The 14,188-nt window shown below is 68.8% G+C and carries 11 protein-coding genes and 1 pseudogene; 5 read left to right on the top strand and 7 right to left on the bottom strand.

The window, feature by feature from the left end:
• The first annotated feature begins 121 nt into the window (after window positions 1-121).
• Window positions 122-950, top strand: a pseudogene (locus KEC55_RS35030) (AraC family transcriptional regulator).
• An 83-nt stretch (window positions 951-1,033) separates the two neighbouring features.
• On the opposite strand, the gene KEC55_RS00595 reads toward KEC55_RS35030, so the two are convergent.
• Both KEC55_RS00595 and KEC55_RS00590 read right to left on the bottom strand, forming a co-directional pair.
• Window positions 1,034-1,411, bottom strand: a complete 378-nt coding sequence (locus KEC55_RS00595) for a zinc ribbon domain-containing protein (RefSeq protein WP_282506317.1) — start codon at window positions 1,409-1,411, stop codon at window positions 1,034-1,036.
• 10 nt (window positions 1,412-1,421) lie between these two features.
• Window positions 1,422-4,034 (bottom strand): heavy metal translocating P-type ATPase, encoded by a 2,613-nt coding sequence (locus tag KEC55_RS00590; RefSeq protein ID WP_282506316.1) that lies wholly within the window; start codon window positions 4,032-4,034, stop codon window positions 1,422-1,424.
• 81 nt (window positions 4,035-4,115) lie between these two features.
• Between KEC55_RS00590 and cadR the strand changes: the two genes are divergently transcribed.
• Together cadR and KEC55_RS00580 are read left to right on the top strand one after the other, a co-directional pair.
• Entirely contained in the window at window positions 4,116-4,547 is a 432-nt protein-coding gene (gene cadR, locus KEC55_RS00585) for a Cd(II)/Pb(II)-responsive transcriptional regulator (RefSeq protein ID WP_011546785.1), read from the top strand.
• 68 nt (window positions 4,548-4,615) lie between these two features.
• A complete protein-coding gene (locus KEC55_RS00580; protein ID WP_282506315.1) occupies window positions 4,616-5,188 on the top strand; it encodes a PadR family transcriptional regulator in 573 nt (190 codons plus the stop codon).
• Between the two features lie 45 nt (window positions 5,189-5,233).
• On the opposite strand, the gene KEC55_RS00575 is transcribed toward KEC55_RS00580, so the two are convergent.
• The 4 genes from KEC55_RS00575 to KEC55_RS00560 form a co-directional block, all read right to left on the bottom strand.
• Window positions 5,234-6,664, bottom strand: a complete 1,431-nt coding sequence (locus tag KEC55_RS00575) for an FAD-binding oxidoreductase (RefSeq protein WP_282506314.1) — start codon at window positions 6,662-6,664, stop codon at window positions 5,234-5,236.
• 13 nt (window positions 6,665-6,677) lie between these two features.
• A complete protein-coding gene (locus KEC55_RS00570; protein ID WP_176049093.1) occupies window positions 6,678-7,466 on the bottom strand; it encodes an ABC transporter substrate-binding protein in 789 nt (262 codons plus the stop codon).
• A 61-nt stretch (window positions 7,467-7,527) separates the two neighbouring features.
• On the bottom strand, window positions 7,528-8,682 hold the full coding sequence (locus KEC55_RS00565) for a pyridoxal phosphate-dependent aminotransferase (RefSeq protein WP_282506313.1): 1,155 nt from the start codon (window positions 8,680-8,682) through the stop codon (window positions 7,528-7,530).
• A 211-nt stretch (window positions 8,683-8,893) separates the two neighbouring features.
• Entirely contained in the window at window positions 8,894-9,562 is a 669-nt protein-coding gene (locus KEC55_RS00560) for a TetR/AcrR family transcriptional regulator (protein ID WP_282506312.1), read from the bottom strand.
• 119 nt (window positions 9,563-9,681) lie between these two features.
• Here KEC55_RS00560 and KEC55_RS00555 point away from each other — a divergent pair, with 119 nt between their 5' ends.
• Together KEC55_RS00555 and KEC55_RS00550 are read left to right on the top strand one after the other, a co-directional pair.
• Window positions 9,682-11,334 carry an acyl-CoA dehydrogenase family protein gene (locus tag KEC55_RS00555; RefSeq protein ID WP_282506311.1) on the top strand — a complete coding sequence of 551 codons (1,653 nt, stop codon included), beginning with the start codon at window positions 9,682-9,684 and terminating at the stop codon, window positions 11,332-11,334.
• Window positions 11,335-11,384: 50 nt separating this feature from the next.
• Window positions 11,385-12,893 carry a class I adenylate-forming enzyme family protein gene (locus KEC55_RS00550; RefSeq protein ID WP_282506310.1) on the top strand — a complete coding sequence of 503 codons (1,509 nt, stop codon included), beginning with the start codon at window positions 11,385-11,387 and terminating at the stop codon, window positions 12,891-12,893.
• 114 nt (window positions 12,894-13,007) lie between these two features.
• On the opposite strand, the gene KEC55_RS00545 is transcribed toward KEC55_RS00550, so the two are convergent.
• A complete protein-coding gene (locus KEC55_RS00545) occupies window positions 13,008-14,147 on the bottom strand; it encodes a branched-chain amino acid ABC transporter substrate-binding protein (RefSeq protein WP_166963881.1) in 1,140 nt (379 codons plus the stop codon).
• Between the last annotated feature and the right edge of the window lie 41 nt (window positions 14,148-14,188).

Genomic DNA, 14,188 nt, shown 5'->3' with positions numbered 1-14,188 from the left:
CGGATTCAGGATGACTACGCATTTCCGCAAGATTTATCCATTCGGCCCGTGATACCGTGGCTTCGGTTCTTGCCCGGACACGTCGACGACAGCCGAAACGAAAGCCGACAAACCCGCGTGGATCCGCTATGCGGCGCGCGTGGCGCGCGTTCGGAAACCGTCCGCTCGCATCTCGACGGCCCGCTCGACCTGAACCGGCTTGCCGAAGTCGCGTGCCTGTCGCCGGTTCACTGGCAACGCGTGTACCGCGCGCCGTACGGCGAGTCGATCGTGCTGGCGGTGCGGCGGATGCGGATCCGTGCGCCCGTTCGAGGATCTCGTGTGCACTGCACGGCCGATCGACGAGATCGCGCGGCGGGCGGGCTACGGTTCGGCGCACGCGTTCGCGCGGGCGTTCCGTGCCGCCTGCGCAGCACCGGCGCGCCGGCGTCCACCGGCCGATCTATCCGCTACAGAGAGGAGAGGAAGACATGTTCAAGCACGAAGTCGAAATCCGGCGGCTGCCGGAACTGCGTGGCTACGCGGTGACGCACACCGGCGCGTACATGAAGGTCGGCGAGGCGTTCGGGCGGATCGGCGCCTGGGTCGGGCAGCATGGGCTGATCGGCCCGGGCGCGAAGATGATCGGTATTTTCTACGACGATCCGGACACGACGCCCGAAGCGCAGCTGCGCGCGAAGGCGTGCTTCATGCCGGCCGACGGCGCGCCGGACGTCGAGCCCGTGCCGCCGGTCGAACGCGCGACGGTCGCGGGCGGCGAATACGCGGTGCTGCTGCATACGGGGCCGTATGCGGACCTGAAGTCGGCCTACCAGTGGCTCTATGGCGACTGGCTGCGTCATTCGGGCCGCGAGGCCGTCGACGCGCCGCCGTTCGAGCTCTACCTCAATACGCCGATGGACGCGGCGCCGGCCGACCTGCGTACCGAGATCCACCTGCCGTTGCGCTGAGCGACGGGCCGCTGCGCCGGCCGTGAAACGAAGCGCGCCGGCCGATGTTCATGCCCGGCCGGCGCAAATGAGCAGCATGCTTGTTACGTCGCCTGCGTCCCGCACCCGGGGCAGAAGCGTGCGTCGGCCGCCAGCGCGGTGTGGCAGCGGCCGCAAGCCCGGCTGCGTTGCGCCGCGCCGCACTGCGCGCAGAAACGCGCGTCCGCCGCGTTGAGCGCGCCGCAGCCCGCACACGCGAGCTGGCTCAGCGGCACGTTGCCGCCCTGCCCGCCATTCGCGTCGGCCGGCGCCTGCCAGCCCCAGCCATGGCGATCGCGGCCGCGTGCGTCGTGGCCACCCTGCCCGTCCCGGCGCTGCCCGCCGTGATGCCCGCCGCCGCCGTGACCACCGCTGCCGCCGTTGCCGTGCCCGCTGCCATGGCCACCGCCGTGGCCGCCCAGGATTCGTTTCAGAAAGCTCATCGCCCGCTCCTCAACGCTTGGCCTGCGTACCGCCGAACGCCCCCGAGGACGACAGCAGCCGCAAGCCGTTGGCCACGACGATCAGGCTCGCGCCCGCGTCGGCGAAGACCGCCATCCACATCGTGCCGAGCCCCGCGACCGTGAGGCCGAGGAACACGACCTTCACGCCGAGCGCGAAGCCGATGTTCTGCACCAGCACGCGGTGCGTCGCGCGCGACAGCCGCACGAACGCGGGAATCTTGCGCAGGTCGTCGTCCATCAGCGCGACGTCGGCCGTCTCGATCGCCGTGTCGGTGCCCATCGCACCCATCGCGAAACCGATGTCGGCACGTGCGAGCGCCGGTGCATCGTTGATCCCGTCGCCGACCATCCCGACCGCGCCCGCGCCGCCGGCCGACAGCTCCTCGACCGCCGCGAGCTTGTCTTCCGGCAACTGGTTGCCGCGTGCGTCGTCGATGCCGGCCTGCTGCGCGATCGCCTGCGCGGTATGCGGGTTGTCGCCCGTCAGCATCGCGGTGCGGATACCGAGCGCGTGCAGATCGGCGATCGCTTCACGGCTCGTGTCCTTGATCGTGTCGGCCACCGCGAAGATGCCGAGCACGCGCGCTTCGTCGACCAGCACCACGACGCTCTTGCCCTGCCGCTCCAGCGCGTCGAGCTTCGCTTCGAGCGCCGTCGAGCAGCGCTCGAGCTCCTCGACGAGCCGGTGGTTGCCGAGCCAGTAGCGCGTGCCGTCGATCGTGCCGCGCACGCCGCGCCCGACGATCGCTTCGAAGTCCTGCACATCGGCGAATGCCGCCGTGCCGGCATCGCGCGCCGCGGCCGCGATCGCCTGCGACACCGGGTGATCGGAGCGCGCCGCAAGGCTCGCACCGAGGTGGCGCACACGTGCTGCATCGGCGTCGTCCGCATGCACGTCGAAGTCGGTCTGCACCGGCTTGCCGTGCGTGATCGTGCCGGTCTTGTCGAGCGCGAGCCACGCGAGCTTGCGCCCTTCTTCCAGGTAGACGCCGCCCTTCACGAGAATCCCGCGCCGCGCGGCAGCCGCGAGACCCGACACGATCGTCACCGGCGTCGAGATCACCAGCGCGCACGGGCACGCGATCACGAGCAGCACCAGCGCGCGGTAGATCCAGTCGTGCCACGCGCCGCCCATGACGAGCGGCGGCACCACCGCCACCAGCAGCGCGACCGCGAACACGATCGGCGTGTAGACGCGCGCGAACTGGTCGACGAAACGCTGCGTCGGCGCCTTCGCGCCTTGCGCTTCCTCGACCGCGTGGATGATCCGCGCGAGCGTCGAGTTCGCCGCGACGGCCGTCACGCGGTATTCGAACGAACCCGATTCGTTGATCGTGCCCGCATACACGGCGTCGCCGGTCGTCTTTTCGACGGGCAGGCTCTCGCCGGTGATCGGCGCCTGGTTGACCGTCGAGCGTCCCGCGACGACTTCGCCGTCCAGCCCGATCCGCTCGCCCGGCTTCACGCGGACGACCGCGCCGAGCGCGACCTGCGCGGCCTCGATCGTGCGCCACGAGCCGTCGGCCTGCTGCACGGTCGCGGTGTCCGGCGCGAGTTGCATCAGGCCCTGAATCGCATTGCGCGCGCGATCGAGCGACTTCGCCTCGATCAGCTCGGCGATCGTGAACAGCACCATCACCATCGCGGCTTCCGGCCACTGGCCGATCGCCATCGCACCCGTCACCGCGATGCTCATCAGCGCGTTGATGTTCAGGTTGCCGTTGCGGATCGCGATCCAGCCCTTCTTGTACGTGGTGAGCCCGCACGCAAGCACCGCGGCGAGCGCGAGCGCCGCCGCGAGCCACACCGGCAGCCCGGCCCACGTCGCGCCTTCGGATGCGATCGCGGCGACGCCGGCCAGCGCCAGCGGCCACCACGGCTTCGCGGGCGCGTCGGCGACGCGCGCCGCCGGTGCGCCGGCCGTCGCGGCCTCGGGCGTCATCCCGAGCGAGCGGATCGCGCTTTCGAGCGCCGGCTGTGCGCCGGGCACGTGCTCGACGGTCAGCATCCGCTGCATCAGGTTGAATTCGAGCGCCGACACCTCGTTCATCCCGCCGAGCTTCTTGCGGATCAGCGTTTCCTCGGTCGGGCAGTCCATCTGCATGATCCGGAACGCCGAGCGCACGTGGCCCGACGCCGTCGCCTGCGCGACCGGCAGCGGCGCGAGCGTCAGTGCCGCAGGCGCGCAGCAGTCGCCGGCCGCGTGGTCGTGGTCGTGGTCGTGGTCGTGGTCGTGGTCGTGGTCGTGGTCGTGGTCGTGACCGGAATGGTCATGCGCGGCGTGGTCGTGCGAGCACGTCGCGCCGTGCACATGCGCATCGCCGCGTGAATGATCATGGTCGTGGTCGTGGTCATGACCCGCTTCGTCGTGCGCGGCATGATCGTGCGCGGACGTCGCGCCGTGCTGGTGCGCGCCGCCGTGCGAATGATCGTGATCATGGTCGTGGCCGCGCGATGCAGCCTCGCCGTGCGCGCGCTCGCCGGCCGCCGGCGCCGCGTCGGCTACGGTCGCCGTCTGCGTGTCGCGCGGGTCGGCGCAGCACGCATCGGCGCCGCCGGCATGACGGTGTCGTGGGTCGTGGGGACGCTTGGCGTCGGTCATGACAACCTCCTTTGTGGCTTGACGGTGTAGAGTTAACACCCTGAAGCCACTACAAGGTCAACCCTTACACGGGAGAAAGGCATGAAGATTGGCGAACTGGCCAAAGCGGCCCGTTGCACCCCCGAGACGATCCGTTTCTACGAGAAAGAGGGGCTGATGCCGGATGCGGAGCGCACCGACTCGAACTACCGCAACTACACCGACGTGCACGTCGAACGGCTGCGCTTCATCCGCAACTGCCGCGCGCTCGACATGGCGCACGATGAAATCCGCGCGCTGCTGCAGCTCACCGACACCCCGGCCGACCGCTGCGATTCGATCAATTCGCTGCTCGACGATCACATCGGGCACGTCGATGCGCGCCTCGCGGAACTCACGCATCTGCGCGACCAGCTCACCGAATTGCGCCGCCAATGCGTCGGCGAGCATTCGGTCGAGGATTGCGGAATCGTGCATGGTCTCGCGACGATGGAAACCGTCGCGCCGGCTGCCAAGCGATCGCACCTCGGCTGAAACCCTTGTGAAATAAGATAGTATCGATGAGAATAGTTATATTCTTACTAGATATTAACTAACTATTCATGTCCACGAGCCGCCCATCCCCGCTCGCGCTGGCCGTCCTCGCGACGCTCACCGAAACGCCCATGCATCCGTACGGGATGCTGCAGCAACTGAAGGCCCGCGGACACGACGAAGTCGTCAACGTGCGGCAGCGCACGAGCCTCTACCAGACGATCGACCGGTTGCTGCGCGACGGGCTGATCGCCGTGCACGACACCGAGCGCGACGGCGCGTTTCCGGAGCGCACGCTGTATGCGCTGACCGAAGCCGGGCACACGGCGGGACAGGCGTGGCTGCATGCGCTGCTCGCGGAGCCCGCGCGTGAATTCCCGGTGTTCGGCGCCGGCCTCGCGTTCCTGCCGCTGCTCGATGCCGAAGATGCCCGCCATCAACTCGAACTGCGGATCGCGCGGCTCGACGCCGAACGCGAACGGCTGGAAGCGCTGCGCGCCACCGCGCAGGCCGACCAGGTGCCGCGCCTGTTCCTGCTGCAGAACGAACATGCGCTGGTGCTGCTCAATGCGGAGCTCGATTGGGCACGCAGCGTCGTCGAACACCTGAAGATCGGCGCGCTGCGCTGGGTGGACGGCTGACGTGTCACGCAGGTCGATTCCCGTCAGTCACGGGAATCGACCCTGTCAAAGTACCTTGCCGGGATTGAGGATGCCGTGCGGGTCCAGCGCGGCCTTCAGGCGTCGCATCAGCCCGATTTCCGCATCGCTGCGCGTGTGCGCGAGATAAGGGCGCTTGAGCACGCCGATCCCGTGCTCGGCCGACACCGAGCCGCCCATGTCGCGCACGACCGCGTACACGCAGTGATCGAGCGCATCGAGGTCCGCGTCGCTCATCCCGGCCAGCGATACGCCGATATGCACGTTGCCATCGCCGACGTGGCCGAAGAACAGGCATGTGACGTCCGGCCAACGCGCCCGCAGTGCCGCCTCGCAGCGTTCGGCGAACGCGCCGAGTTCACCCGTCGGCAAACTCACGTCGAAATTGACGAGATGCGGCAGCGCATCGATTGCGAGACCTTCACGCAGCGTCCACAGGTCGCGCGCCTGCCGCTCCGACGTCGCGAGCACCGCGTCGTCCACCAGCCCGGCATCGAACCCGGCCGCGAGGCCCGCTTCCAGCGCCTCGTGCGCATCGCCGCCGGGTGCGCTCGTCGCGCATTCGATCAGCACCGCGAAGCCATCGTCGCCGACGAACGGCGCCGAGACGCCCGGCGTATGACGCGCGACGTAATCGTAGAACGCCGGCCACATCGCTTCGAAACTGACGACTTCCGGCAACGTGCGCACGCGGTTCCACAGCGCGACCACCGCGTCGTAATCGCGCACACGGCAAAGCGCGGTAGCCGGCACGGCGAGCAGCGGATGCAGCCGCAACACCGCGCGCGTGACGACGCCGAGCGTCCCCTCGCTGCCGATGAACAACTGCTTCAGGTCGTAGCCCGCGTTGTTCTTCAGCATCCGGTTCATCGACGACACGACCGTGCCGTCCGCGAGCACGGCCTCGAGCCCGAGCACTTGCTCGCGCATCATTCCGTAGCGGATCGCGCGCGTGCCGCCCGCATTGGTCGCGAGCATGCCGCCGATCTGGCACGAGCCACGCGCGCCGAGATCCACGCCGAACGTGAAACCCGCCGCTTCCGCGGCTTCCTGCACCGTCTGCAGCGGCGTCCCCGCGCGCACGGTCATCGTGCCGGCCGCCACGTCGATCGCCTCGATACCGGCAAAGCGCTCCATCGACAGCACGACCTCGCCGCCGAGCGCGACCGCGCCATGCGCGAGCCCGGTCAGCCCGCCCTGCGGCACGACCGGCTGCCCGAGCCGCGCGCACAGTGCGAGCGTGCGCGACACGTCGTCGACGCTGCGCGGGCGTACCAGCGCGCGCGGCCGCACGCCGGCCGGCTCGTTGTACGCCGTGAAGTAGCGCGGATCGATGTCGGCAGAACGCGTGACGAGCGCCTCGCCCAGTTCGGCGACAAGCACGCCGTCGAGCGCCTCGCCCGACAGCCGCACGTCGCGCGGTTCGCCGCCCGCGGCAACCGTCTCCCGGTTCTGCATCGCGCGGCCCCGCTTACTTGGTCGAAATGTCGATATCGCCGAAATACTTCAGGCCGAGCGTCTTCACCGTGCCGTCCGCCTTCAGCTTGTCGATCGCCGCGTCGAGCTTCGCCTTCAGTGCGTCGTCGCCCTTGCGCAGGCCGAATGCGATGCCGCTGCCGAGGATCTTGTCGTCGTGCACGGGCTGGCCGACGAACGAGAAGCCCTTGCCGTCCGGGCGCGACAGGAAGCCGCGCTGGCCGGACGGCGCAAGCACGAGCGTCGCGTCGAGGCGGCCCGCGACCAGGTCCGCGTACGCCTGGTTCTGGTCCTGGTACGCGACGATCGCGATGCCGGCCGGCTCCCAGTGCGCCTTCGCGTAGGTTTCCTGGATCGACGCCTGCAGCACGCCGACGCGCTTGCCCTTCAGCGATTCGGGCGTCGGCAGCAGGCCGCTGCCGGTGCGGGCGATCAGCTGGGTCGGCACGCGGTAGATGATCGTCGTGAAGTCGATCGCCTGGCGCCGCTGCTCGGTCGCGTTCATCGCCGAGTTGATCGCGTCGAATTTGCGGCCCTTCAGTGCGGGAATCAGGCCGTCGAACGACGTCTCGACCCATTTGCACGACAGCTTCGCCGTCTGGCAGACGGCATTGCCGACGTCGATGTCGAAGCCCTGCAGGTCGCCGTTCGGCGCTTTCGATTCGAACGGCGGGTATTGCGCTTCAAGGCCGAAACGCAGCGTCTGTGCGTCAGCGAGCGCCGCGCCGGAGCCGATTGCGCATGCGAGTGCAAACGCGAGTTTCAGGGTAGCCGTATGCTTCATCGTGATCTCCTGTGATTGGTCGATGCGACGCGCCCGTCGCCGGATGCCCGTCGCCGGTTTCTTACAGCGAACGCAGCCGCCGCGCGCCTTCGACCAGCGTCGCGTCGTCCTTCGAAAAACTGAGCCGGATCACGCCGGCATCGGTGCCGTCGGTATAGAACGCCGACAGCGGAATCGTCGCGACGCGCGCGTCGCGGATCAGGCGCAGCACGAAATCGCTGTCGCTTTCATCCGAGAAATGCCGGAAGCGCGCGAGCATGAAGAACGAGCCTTCGCTCGGCAGCAGCTCGAAACGCGAATCGGCCAGCTCGCGCGCGAGCAGGTCGCGCTTGGCCTGGTAGAACGCCGACAGGCCGAGATAGCTTTCCGGCCGCGCGAGGATCTCCGCGAACGCGATCTGCATCGGCGTATCGGCCGAGAACACCATGAACTGGTGCACCTTGCGGATCTCGTCCATCAGTTCGGCCGGCGCGAGGCAATGGCCGACCCGCCAGCCCGTCACGTGGAACGACTTGCCGAACGACGACACGATCACGCTGCGCTCGGCCAGCTCGCGGTGGCGCGCGACGCTCTGGTGCTGCGCGCCGTCGAACACGACGTGCTCGTAGACTTCGTCGGACAGCACAACGATGCCCGTGTCGCGCGTGAGCTGCGCGAGCCGCTCGAGATCGTCGGCCGAGAACACGGTCGCGGTCGGGTTGTGCGGCGTGTTGACGATGATCATCCGCGTGCGCGACGTGATCGCCGCGGCCACTTCATCCCAGTTCACGCGGAAATGCTCGGGCGACAGCTTGATCGCCACCGGCGTCGCGCCCTGCAGCCGCACGATCGGCGCATAGCTGTCGAACGACGGCTCGAAGTAGATCACCTCGTCGCCCGGATGCACGAGCGCGCTGATCGCCGCGTACAGCCCTTCGCTCGCGCTCGCGATCACTGTGATCTCGGTGGCCGGGTCGTAGCGTGTGCCGTACAGCGCTTCCGTCTTCTCGGCGAGCCGTTCGCGCAGCGCCATCACGCCGGCCATCGGCGCGTACTGGTTGTGGCCGTCGCGCATCGCGCGCGCGACGCCTTCGACGAGCGCCGGATCGGGCGCGAAATTCGGCGCGCCTTGCGACAGGTTCAACGCATCGTGCTGAGCGGCCAGCTGGCCAATCACCGTGAAGATCGTCGTTCCGACGTCGGGCAATTTCGAACGGGGCGCGGTGGCGCTTCGCATGACTTCTCCTTCTGATGTCCTTCGGGCAGGCCCGCGCGACGTGCGCGGCCCAGCATCTGCCGCATGATTTAGCCCGAGTCAATATCGGCGGACAATCGAAAGTTCGTCATGGCGGCCATGCGTTTTTCTCATGGCTCGCTGGGAGAAGCACGGGACGGCGAGGCTGACCGACCGGCCCGACATGCGCATCAGGCATTTCCCCTAGGCGGCGCTACGCGTCCGCATCCGCCAGGTACGCGAGCAGCACGGCCCGCAGTTCGCGGCGTTGCACGGCGAAATCGAGCGCGGGCCCGAGCGTCAGCAAGGCCTGCGACAGGCCGCCGTAGCAGATCGCATGGGCCATCCGGGCGAGCCCGTCGAGCCGCGCGGCCGGCGGCGGATCGGCCGCATGGGCCAGCGCGTCGCGCCACAGCGCGACATACGCGTCGTAATGCCGGCGGTACGCGGTGAGCGGCGACACCTGCCGCTCCAGCACGAACAGCGCGCCCCACAGCGCCGCGTCGGCGGCGATCGCGTCGACCTGCAGGTCGACGAGCGCGGCCGCGAGTTCGGCCCGCGGCACGCCGCGCAAGCGCTCGACCGCGTCGCGCAACCGGTCGGCCAGCGCCAGCACGCGGCGGTGGATGCAAAGTGCCGCGAGGCTCTGCTTGTCGCCGAAATACTCGTAGAAGGTGCCGATGCTGACGCCCGCGACGGCCGCGATCTCGCGGATCGTCGCCTTCGCATAGCCGCGTTCGAGCAAAAGCTGAACGAACGCCTGCTGCAACGCGTCGGAGCTCGCCTGCGCGCGCGACTGGCGCGGCCGGCGGCGCAAGGCGGGCGCGGGTTGCGCCGCCGGCTGGCCGGCCGGCGCCGGAACCTGAACATGTCGCGGCGGCATATTTGCTACTCTGAAATCAGCAGGGAATACGTTTACCGGGAGCCGGAACCCGCGCCGAAGTGCCCTCCGGGCGGCACGACGCCGACTGCCCGCGAAGCATGAGACCGGAGACACGCCCGATGACCGAATCGACTCACGCCGTCACGAACCAGTTCGACGAACTCGTCGACTATAACCTCTTCGCGACGGATATCGCGCTGCGCGACGCGCTCGCCCGGGCAGGCGCCGACTGGGCCGTGCCGCGGCTCGACGCGTACGGCGCACGGCTCGGCAGCGCCGACACCGCGCGGCTCGCCGACGAAGCGAACCGCCACACGCCGGAACTGAACACGTTCGACCGGCGCGGCCGGCGCATCGACCGCGTCGACTTCCACCCGGCATGGCACGCGCTGCTCGGGCAGTACCGCCACGAAGGCTTCGTGTCGCTCGCGTTCCGCGAGTCGCGCCGCGGCCGCTGGGCCGCGACCGCCGCCGGCTTCTACCTGCATGGGCAGATCGAGGCCGGCACGCTGTGCCCCGCGACGATGACGCAGGCCGCGATCCCCGTGCTGCAGAAGGAACCCGCGCTGTGGGAGCTGCTGCGCGACAAGCTCTATAGCGACGCTTACGATCCGCGCGACGTGCCGGTCGCCGACAAGCGCGCGATCTGGTTCGGCATGGGCATGACCGAGAAACAGGGCGGCTCCGACGTGCGCGCGAACACGACGCTCGCCACGCCGGTCGGCGCGGGCGGGCGCGGCGGCGAATACCGGCTGCGCGGCCACAAGTGGTTCTTCTCCGCGCCGATGTGCGACGCGCACCTCGTCGTCGCGCGCACCAAGGCCGGCAGCCCGTCGTGCTTCTACGTGCCGCGCTGGCGGCCGGACGGCACGAAGAACGCGGTCGAGATCCAGCGGCTGAAGAACAAGGTCGGCAACCGCAGCAACTCCAGCAGCGAAATCGAGCTGAACGATGCGTGGGGCATCATGCTCGGCGACGAAGGCCGCGGCATCCCGACCATCATCGAGATGGCCACCTACACGCGGCTGAACTGCGTGCTCGGCAGCGCGGCGATGCTGCGCCAGGGCGTCGTGCAGGCGATCGCGTACACGCGCCAGCGCCACGCGTTCGGCCGCGCGCTCGCCGAACAGCCGCTGATGCGCACCGTGCTCGCCGATCTCGCGCTCGAAAGCGAGGCCGCGCTGTCGCTCGCGATGCGTCTCGCCGACGCGTTCGAACGCGACGACTCGCCGCTCGAACGCGCGTGGAAGCGGATCGTCACGCCCGCCGCGAAATTCTGGGTCTGCAAGCGCGCGGTCGAGCTGACCGGCGAAGTGATGGAAGTTTTCGGCGGCAACGGCTATGTCGACGACGGCCCGATCGCGCGGCTGTTCCGCGAGGCGCCCGTCAACTCGATCTGGGAAGGCTCCGGCAACGTGATGTGCCTCGACGTGCTGCGCGCGGTATCGCGCGAGCCCGACGCGGCCGCCGCGCTGTTCGACGAACTCGCCGGCCTCGGCGCGGACGAACCGCGCATCCGCGCCGCGCTCGACGCATTGCGCGCGATGCTCGCCACGCCGGCCGACACGCTCGAAGCGTCGGCCCGCGTGTTCGCGCAGCGGCTCGCGCTCGTCGCGCAGGCGTGCCTGCTGCGCCGCGATGCGCCGGCCGCCGTCGCCGACGCATTCGTCGCGACACGGCTCGCCGCGCCCGACTGGGGCCGCATCGCGGGCGGCTTCGATCCGCGCGCGATCGACGTCGCCGCGCTGCTGCAGCGCGCGTATCCGGCCTGACGCCGGCTCGCTCACCTTCGTTCGCCTTCGTTCACCCGCCCGGAGCCCCGATGAACCTCGTCGCCGCACTCGACCGCGCCGCCCGTGCGACGCCCGACAAGCCGTTCCTCGTCAGCGAATCCGCGACGATCACCTATGCCGCCGCACGTGAGCGCTCGCACCGCGCGGCGGCCGTGCTGAGCGCACTCGGCGTCGCGGCCGGCGACCGCGTCGCCGCGATGTGCTTCAACACGCCGGCGTTCGTCGACCTGATGTTCGGCGCATGGCGGCTCGGCGCGGCGTTCGTGCCGATCAACCACAAGCTGCAGGCGCCGGAAGTCGACTACGTGCTCGAGCACAGCCGTTGCAAGGCGTTGCTGTTCGACGTGACGCTCGCGCCGGTGGTCGAGCGCCTCGTGCATCCGGCGCGGCGGCTCGTGACCGAGGGCGAGCTGGACGGCGTGGCGAACTTCGACACGATGTGCGCGACACGGGACGGCCTCGCGGGCATCGAACCGGCCGACGGCGACATCGCGCAGATCCTCTATACGTCCGGCACGACCGGCCGCCCGAAAGGCTGCGTGCACAGTCATCGCACCGTGACGCTCGCGGCGATTCAGGCGGCGCTCGCGACCGGCATCGGCCGCAACGAGCGCACGCTGATGGCGATGCCGATCTGGCATTCGTCGCCGCTGAACAACTGGTTCGGCGGCACGCTGTTCGCCGGCGGCACCGTCGTGCTGCTGCGCGAATACCATCCGCTGCGCTTCCTTCAAACCGTCGAGCGCGAGCGCGTGACGATGTATTTCGGCGCGCCGGTGTCGTACACGCTGCCGCTCGACACGATCGACGGCTTCGGCGCGTTCGACCTGTCGAGCGTGCGCGCGTGGCTGTATGGCGGCGGCCCGATCGGCGCCGCGCAGGCCGAACGGCTCGCCCAGGCGTATCGCAGCCACGCGTTCTTCCAGGTGTACGGGATGACCGAAACGGGCCCGGCCGGCACGACGCTGTATCCGGACGAGCAGATCGCGAAGGCCGGTTCGATCGGCCGCCAGGGCGGCCCGGGCGTCGACCTGCGTGTCGTGCGAATGGACGGCATCGACGCGCAGCCGGGCGAGACCGGTGAGATCTGGCTGAAGGCCGACTGCATGATGCTCGGCTACCTCGACGACGCGGCCGCGACGCGCGCGGCGTTCACGCCGGACGGCTGGTATCGCACCGGCGACATCGCGCGGATCGATCAGGATGGCTACCTGTTCATCGTCGACCGGCTGAAGGACATGATCGTCACGGGTGGCGAGAACGTCTATTCGAAGGAAGTCGAAGACGTGCTCGGCGCGCACCCCGACATCGCCGAGGCCGCCGTCGTCGGCGTCCCGCATCCCGACTGGGGCGAGACGGTCGTCGCGCACGTCGTGCTGCGCGCGAACGCGGCGCCCGACGCGGACGAGCTGCGCGCGTTCTGCAGCGAGCGGCTGGCCGCATACAAGGTTCCGCGCGAGTTCACGTTCGCGCAGGCGCTGCCGCGCACGCCGACCGGCAAGCTGCAGAAATTCCTGCTGCGCGTGCGCCGGGACTAGCGCCGGCCCTCGGCAATAAAAAAGCCACCGGGCCTCGACGGCCCGGTGGCTTTTTCATGATCGGCCGGGCAGCGACCTGCGCCACCGCCCGCGCGTCACCTCACATCAGGCTGCTTACTTGCCGCCGATGCTCTTCAGCGGCTTCCACTCGCCCTTCTCGACCTTGTACATCGTGATGCCGCCGTTCTTCAGGTCGCCCTTCGCGTCATACGCGACGTGCGTCGACGTCACGCCGGCCATGTCGGACTTCGCGAGCACCGGCAGGTACTTCGCCGGATCGGTCGAGTCAGCCTTCTTCATCGCGTTCAGCATCGCCATCGCGCCGTCGTACGCGTACGGCGAGTACGTTTGCACGTCTTCGCCGAAACGCTTCTTGTACTTGTCGGCGTAGGTCTTGCCGCCCGGCATTTCTTCCAGCGGGAGGCCGGCCAGCGAAGCGATCGTGCCGTCGGCCGCGTTGCCCGCGATCTTCAGGAACGTCGGCGTCTTCACCATTTCGCCGCTCATCAGCGGTGCGGCGATGCCGAGCGTCTTCATCTGCTTGACCATCGGCGCTGCCTGCGAATCCGCGCCGCCGTAGTAGACGAGATCCGGCTTCGTCGACTTGATCTTGGTCAGAATCGCCTTGAAGTCGACTGCCTTGTCGTTCGTGAATTCACGGTCGACGATCGTCGCGCCGCCGGCCTTCGCGGCCTTCTCGAACTGGTCGGCGAGACCCTGGCCGTAGGCCGTGCGGTCGTCGACGATCGCGATCTTCTTCATGCCGAGATCCTTCGATGCGAACGTGCCGGCCACCGAGCCCTGCTGCGTGTCGGACGTCATCATGCGGAAGGTCGTCTTGTAACCCTGCTGCGTGTATTCCGGCGCCGTCGCCATCGCGATTTCCGGAATGCCCGCGTTCGCGTAGATGCGCGAGGCGGGAATCGTCGTGCCCGAGTTGAAGTGGCCGAGCATGCCCTTGATGCCGTCGTCGACGAGCTTCTGCGCAACCGTCGTACCCGTGCGCGGGTCAGCCTGGTCGTCCTGCGTGTTCAGCACGAACTTCACCGGCTTGCCGCCGATCTTCGGGTTCGTCGCGTTGAAGTCTTCCAGCGCGAGCACGATCCCGTTCTGCATATCCTTGCCGTAGTGCGCCTGCGCGCCCGTCATCGGCCCTGCGTAACCGATCTTCACGTCATCTGCATGGGCCGTCCCCGCCAGCGACATGACGGCGACAAACGTCGCGCCTGCCAGCTTTTTCATCGTGTGTTGCATAGCATCTCCTTGGTACCAGGGTAAATGGAGCGGCTTCGGGA

The sequence above is a fragment of the Burkholderia cepacia genome, assembly GCF_029962485.1.
GTDB lineage: Bacteria > Pseudomonadota > Gammaproteobacteria > Burkholderiales > Burkholderiaceae > Burkholderia.
The sequence above is the reverse complement of the archived record's forward strand: the minus strand, read 5'-3'. Positions and strand labels throughout refer to the sequence as shown.

Bases quoted from the DNA above. Each gene is read 5' to 3' on its own strand.
- KEC55_RS00595 (WP_282506317.1), bottom strand. From the start codon at position 1,411: ATGAGCTTTCTGAAACGAATCCTGGGCGGCCACGGCGGTGGCCATGGC.
- KEC55_RS00590 (WP_282506316.1), bottom strand. From the start codon at position 4,034: ATGACCGACGCCAAGCGTCCCCACGACCCACGACACCGTCATGCCGGC.
- cadR (WP_011546785.1), top strand. From the start codon at position 4,116: ATGAAGATTGGCGAACTGGCCAAAGCGGCCCGTTGCACCCCCGAGACG.
- KEC55_RS00580 (WP_282506315.1), top strand. From the start codon at position 4,616: ATGTCCACGAGCCGCCCATCCCCGCTCGCGCTGGCCGTCCTCGCGACG.
- KEC55_RS00575 (WP_282506314.1), bottom strand. From the start codon at position 6,664: ATGCAGAACCGGGAGACGGTTGCCGCGGGCGGCGAACCGCGCGACGTG.
- KEC55_RS00570 (WP_176049093.1), bottom strand. From the start codon at position 7,466: ATGAAGCATACGGCTACCCTGAAACTCGCGTTTGCACTCGCATGCGCA.
- KEC55_RS00565 (WP_282506313.1), bottom strand. From the start codon at position 8,682: ATGCGAAGCGCCACCGCGCCCCGTTCGAAATTGCCCGACGTCGGAACG.
- KEC55_RS00560 (WP_282506312.1), bottom strand. From the start codon at position 9,562: ATGCCGCCGCGACATGTTCAGGTTCCGGCGCCGGCCGGCCAGCCGGCG.
- KEC55_RS00555 (WP_282506311.1), top strand. From the start codon at position 9,682: ATGACCGAATCGACTCACGCCGTCACGAACCAGTTCGACGAACTCGTC.
- KEC55_RS00550 (WP_282506310.1), top strand. From the start codon at position 11,385: ATGAACCTCGTCGCCGCACTCGACCGCGCCGCCCGTGCGACGCCCGAC.
- KEC55_RS00545 (WP_166963881.1), bottom strand. From the start codon at position 14,147: ATGCAACACACGATGAAAAAGCTGGCAGGCGCGACGTTTGTCGCCGTC.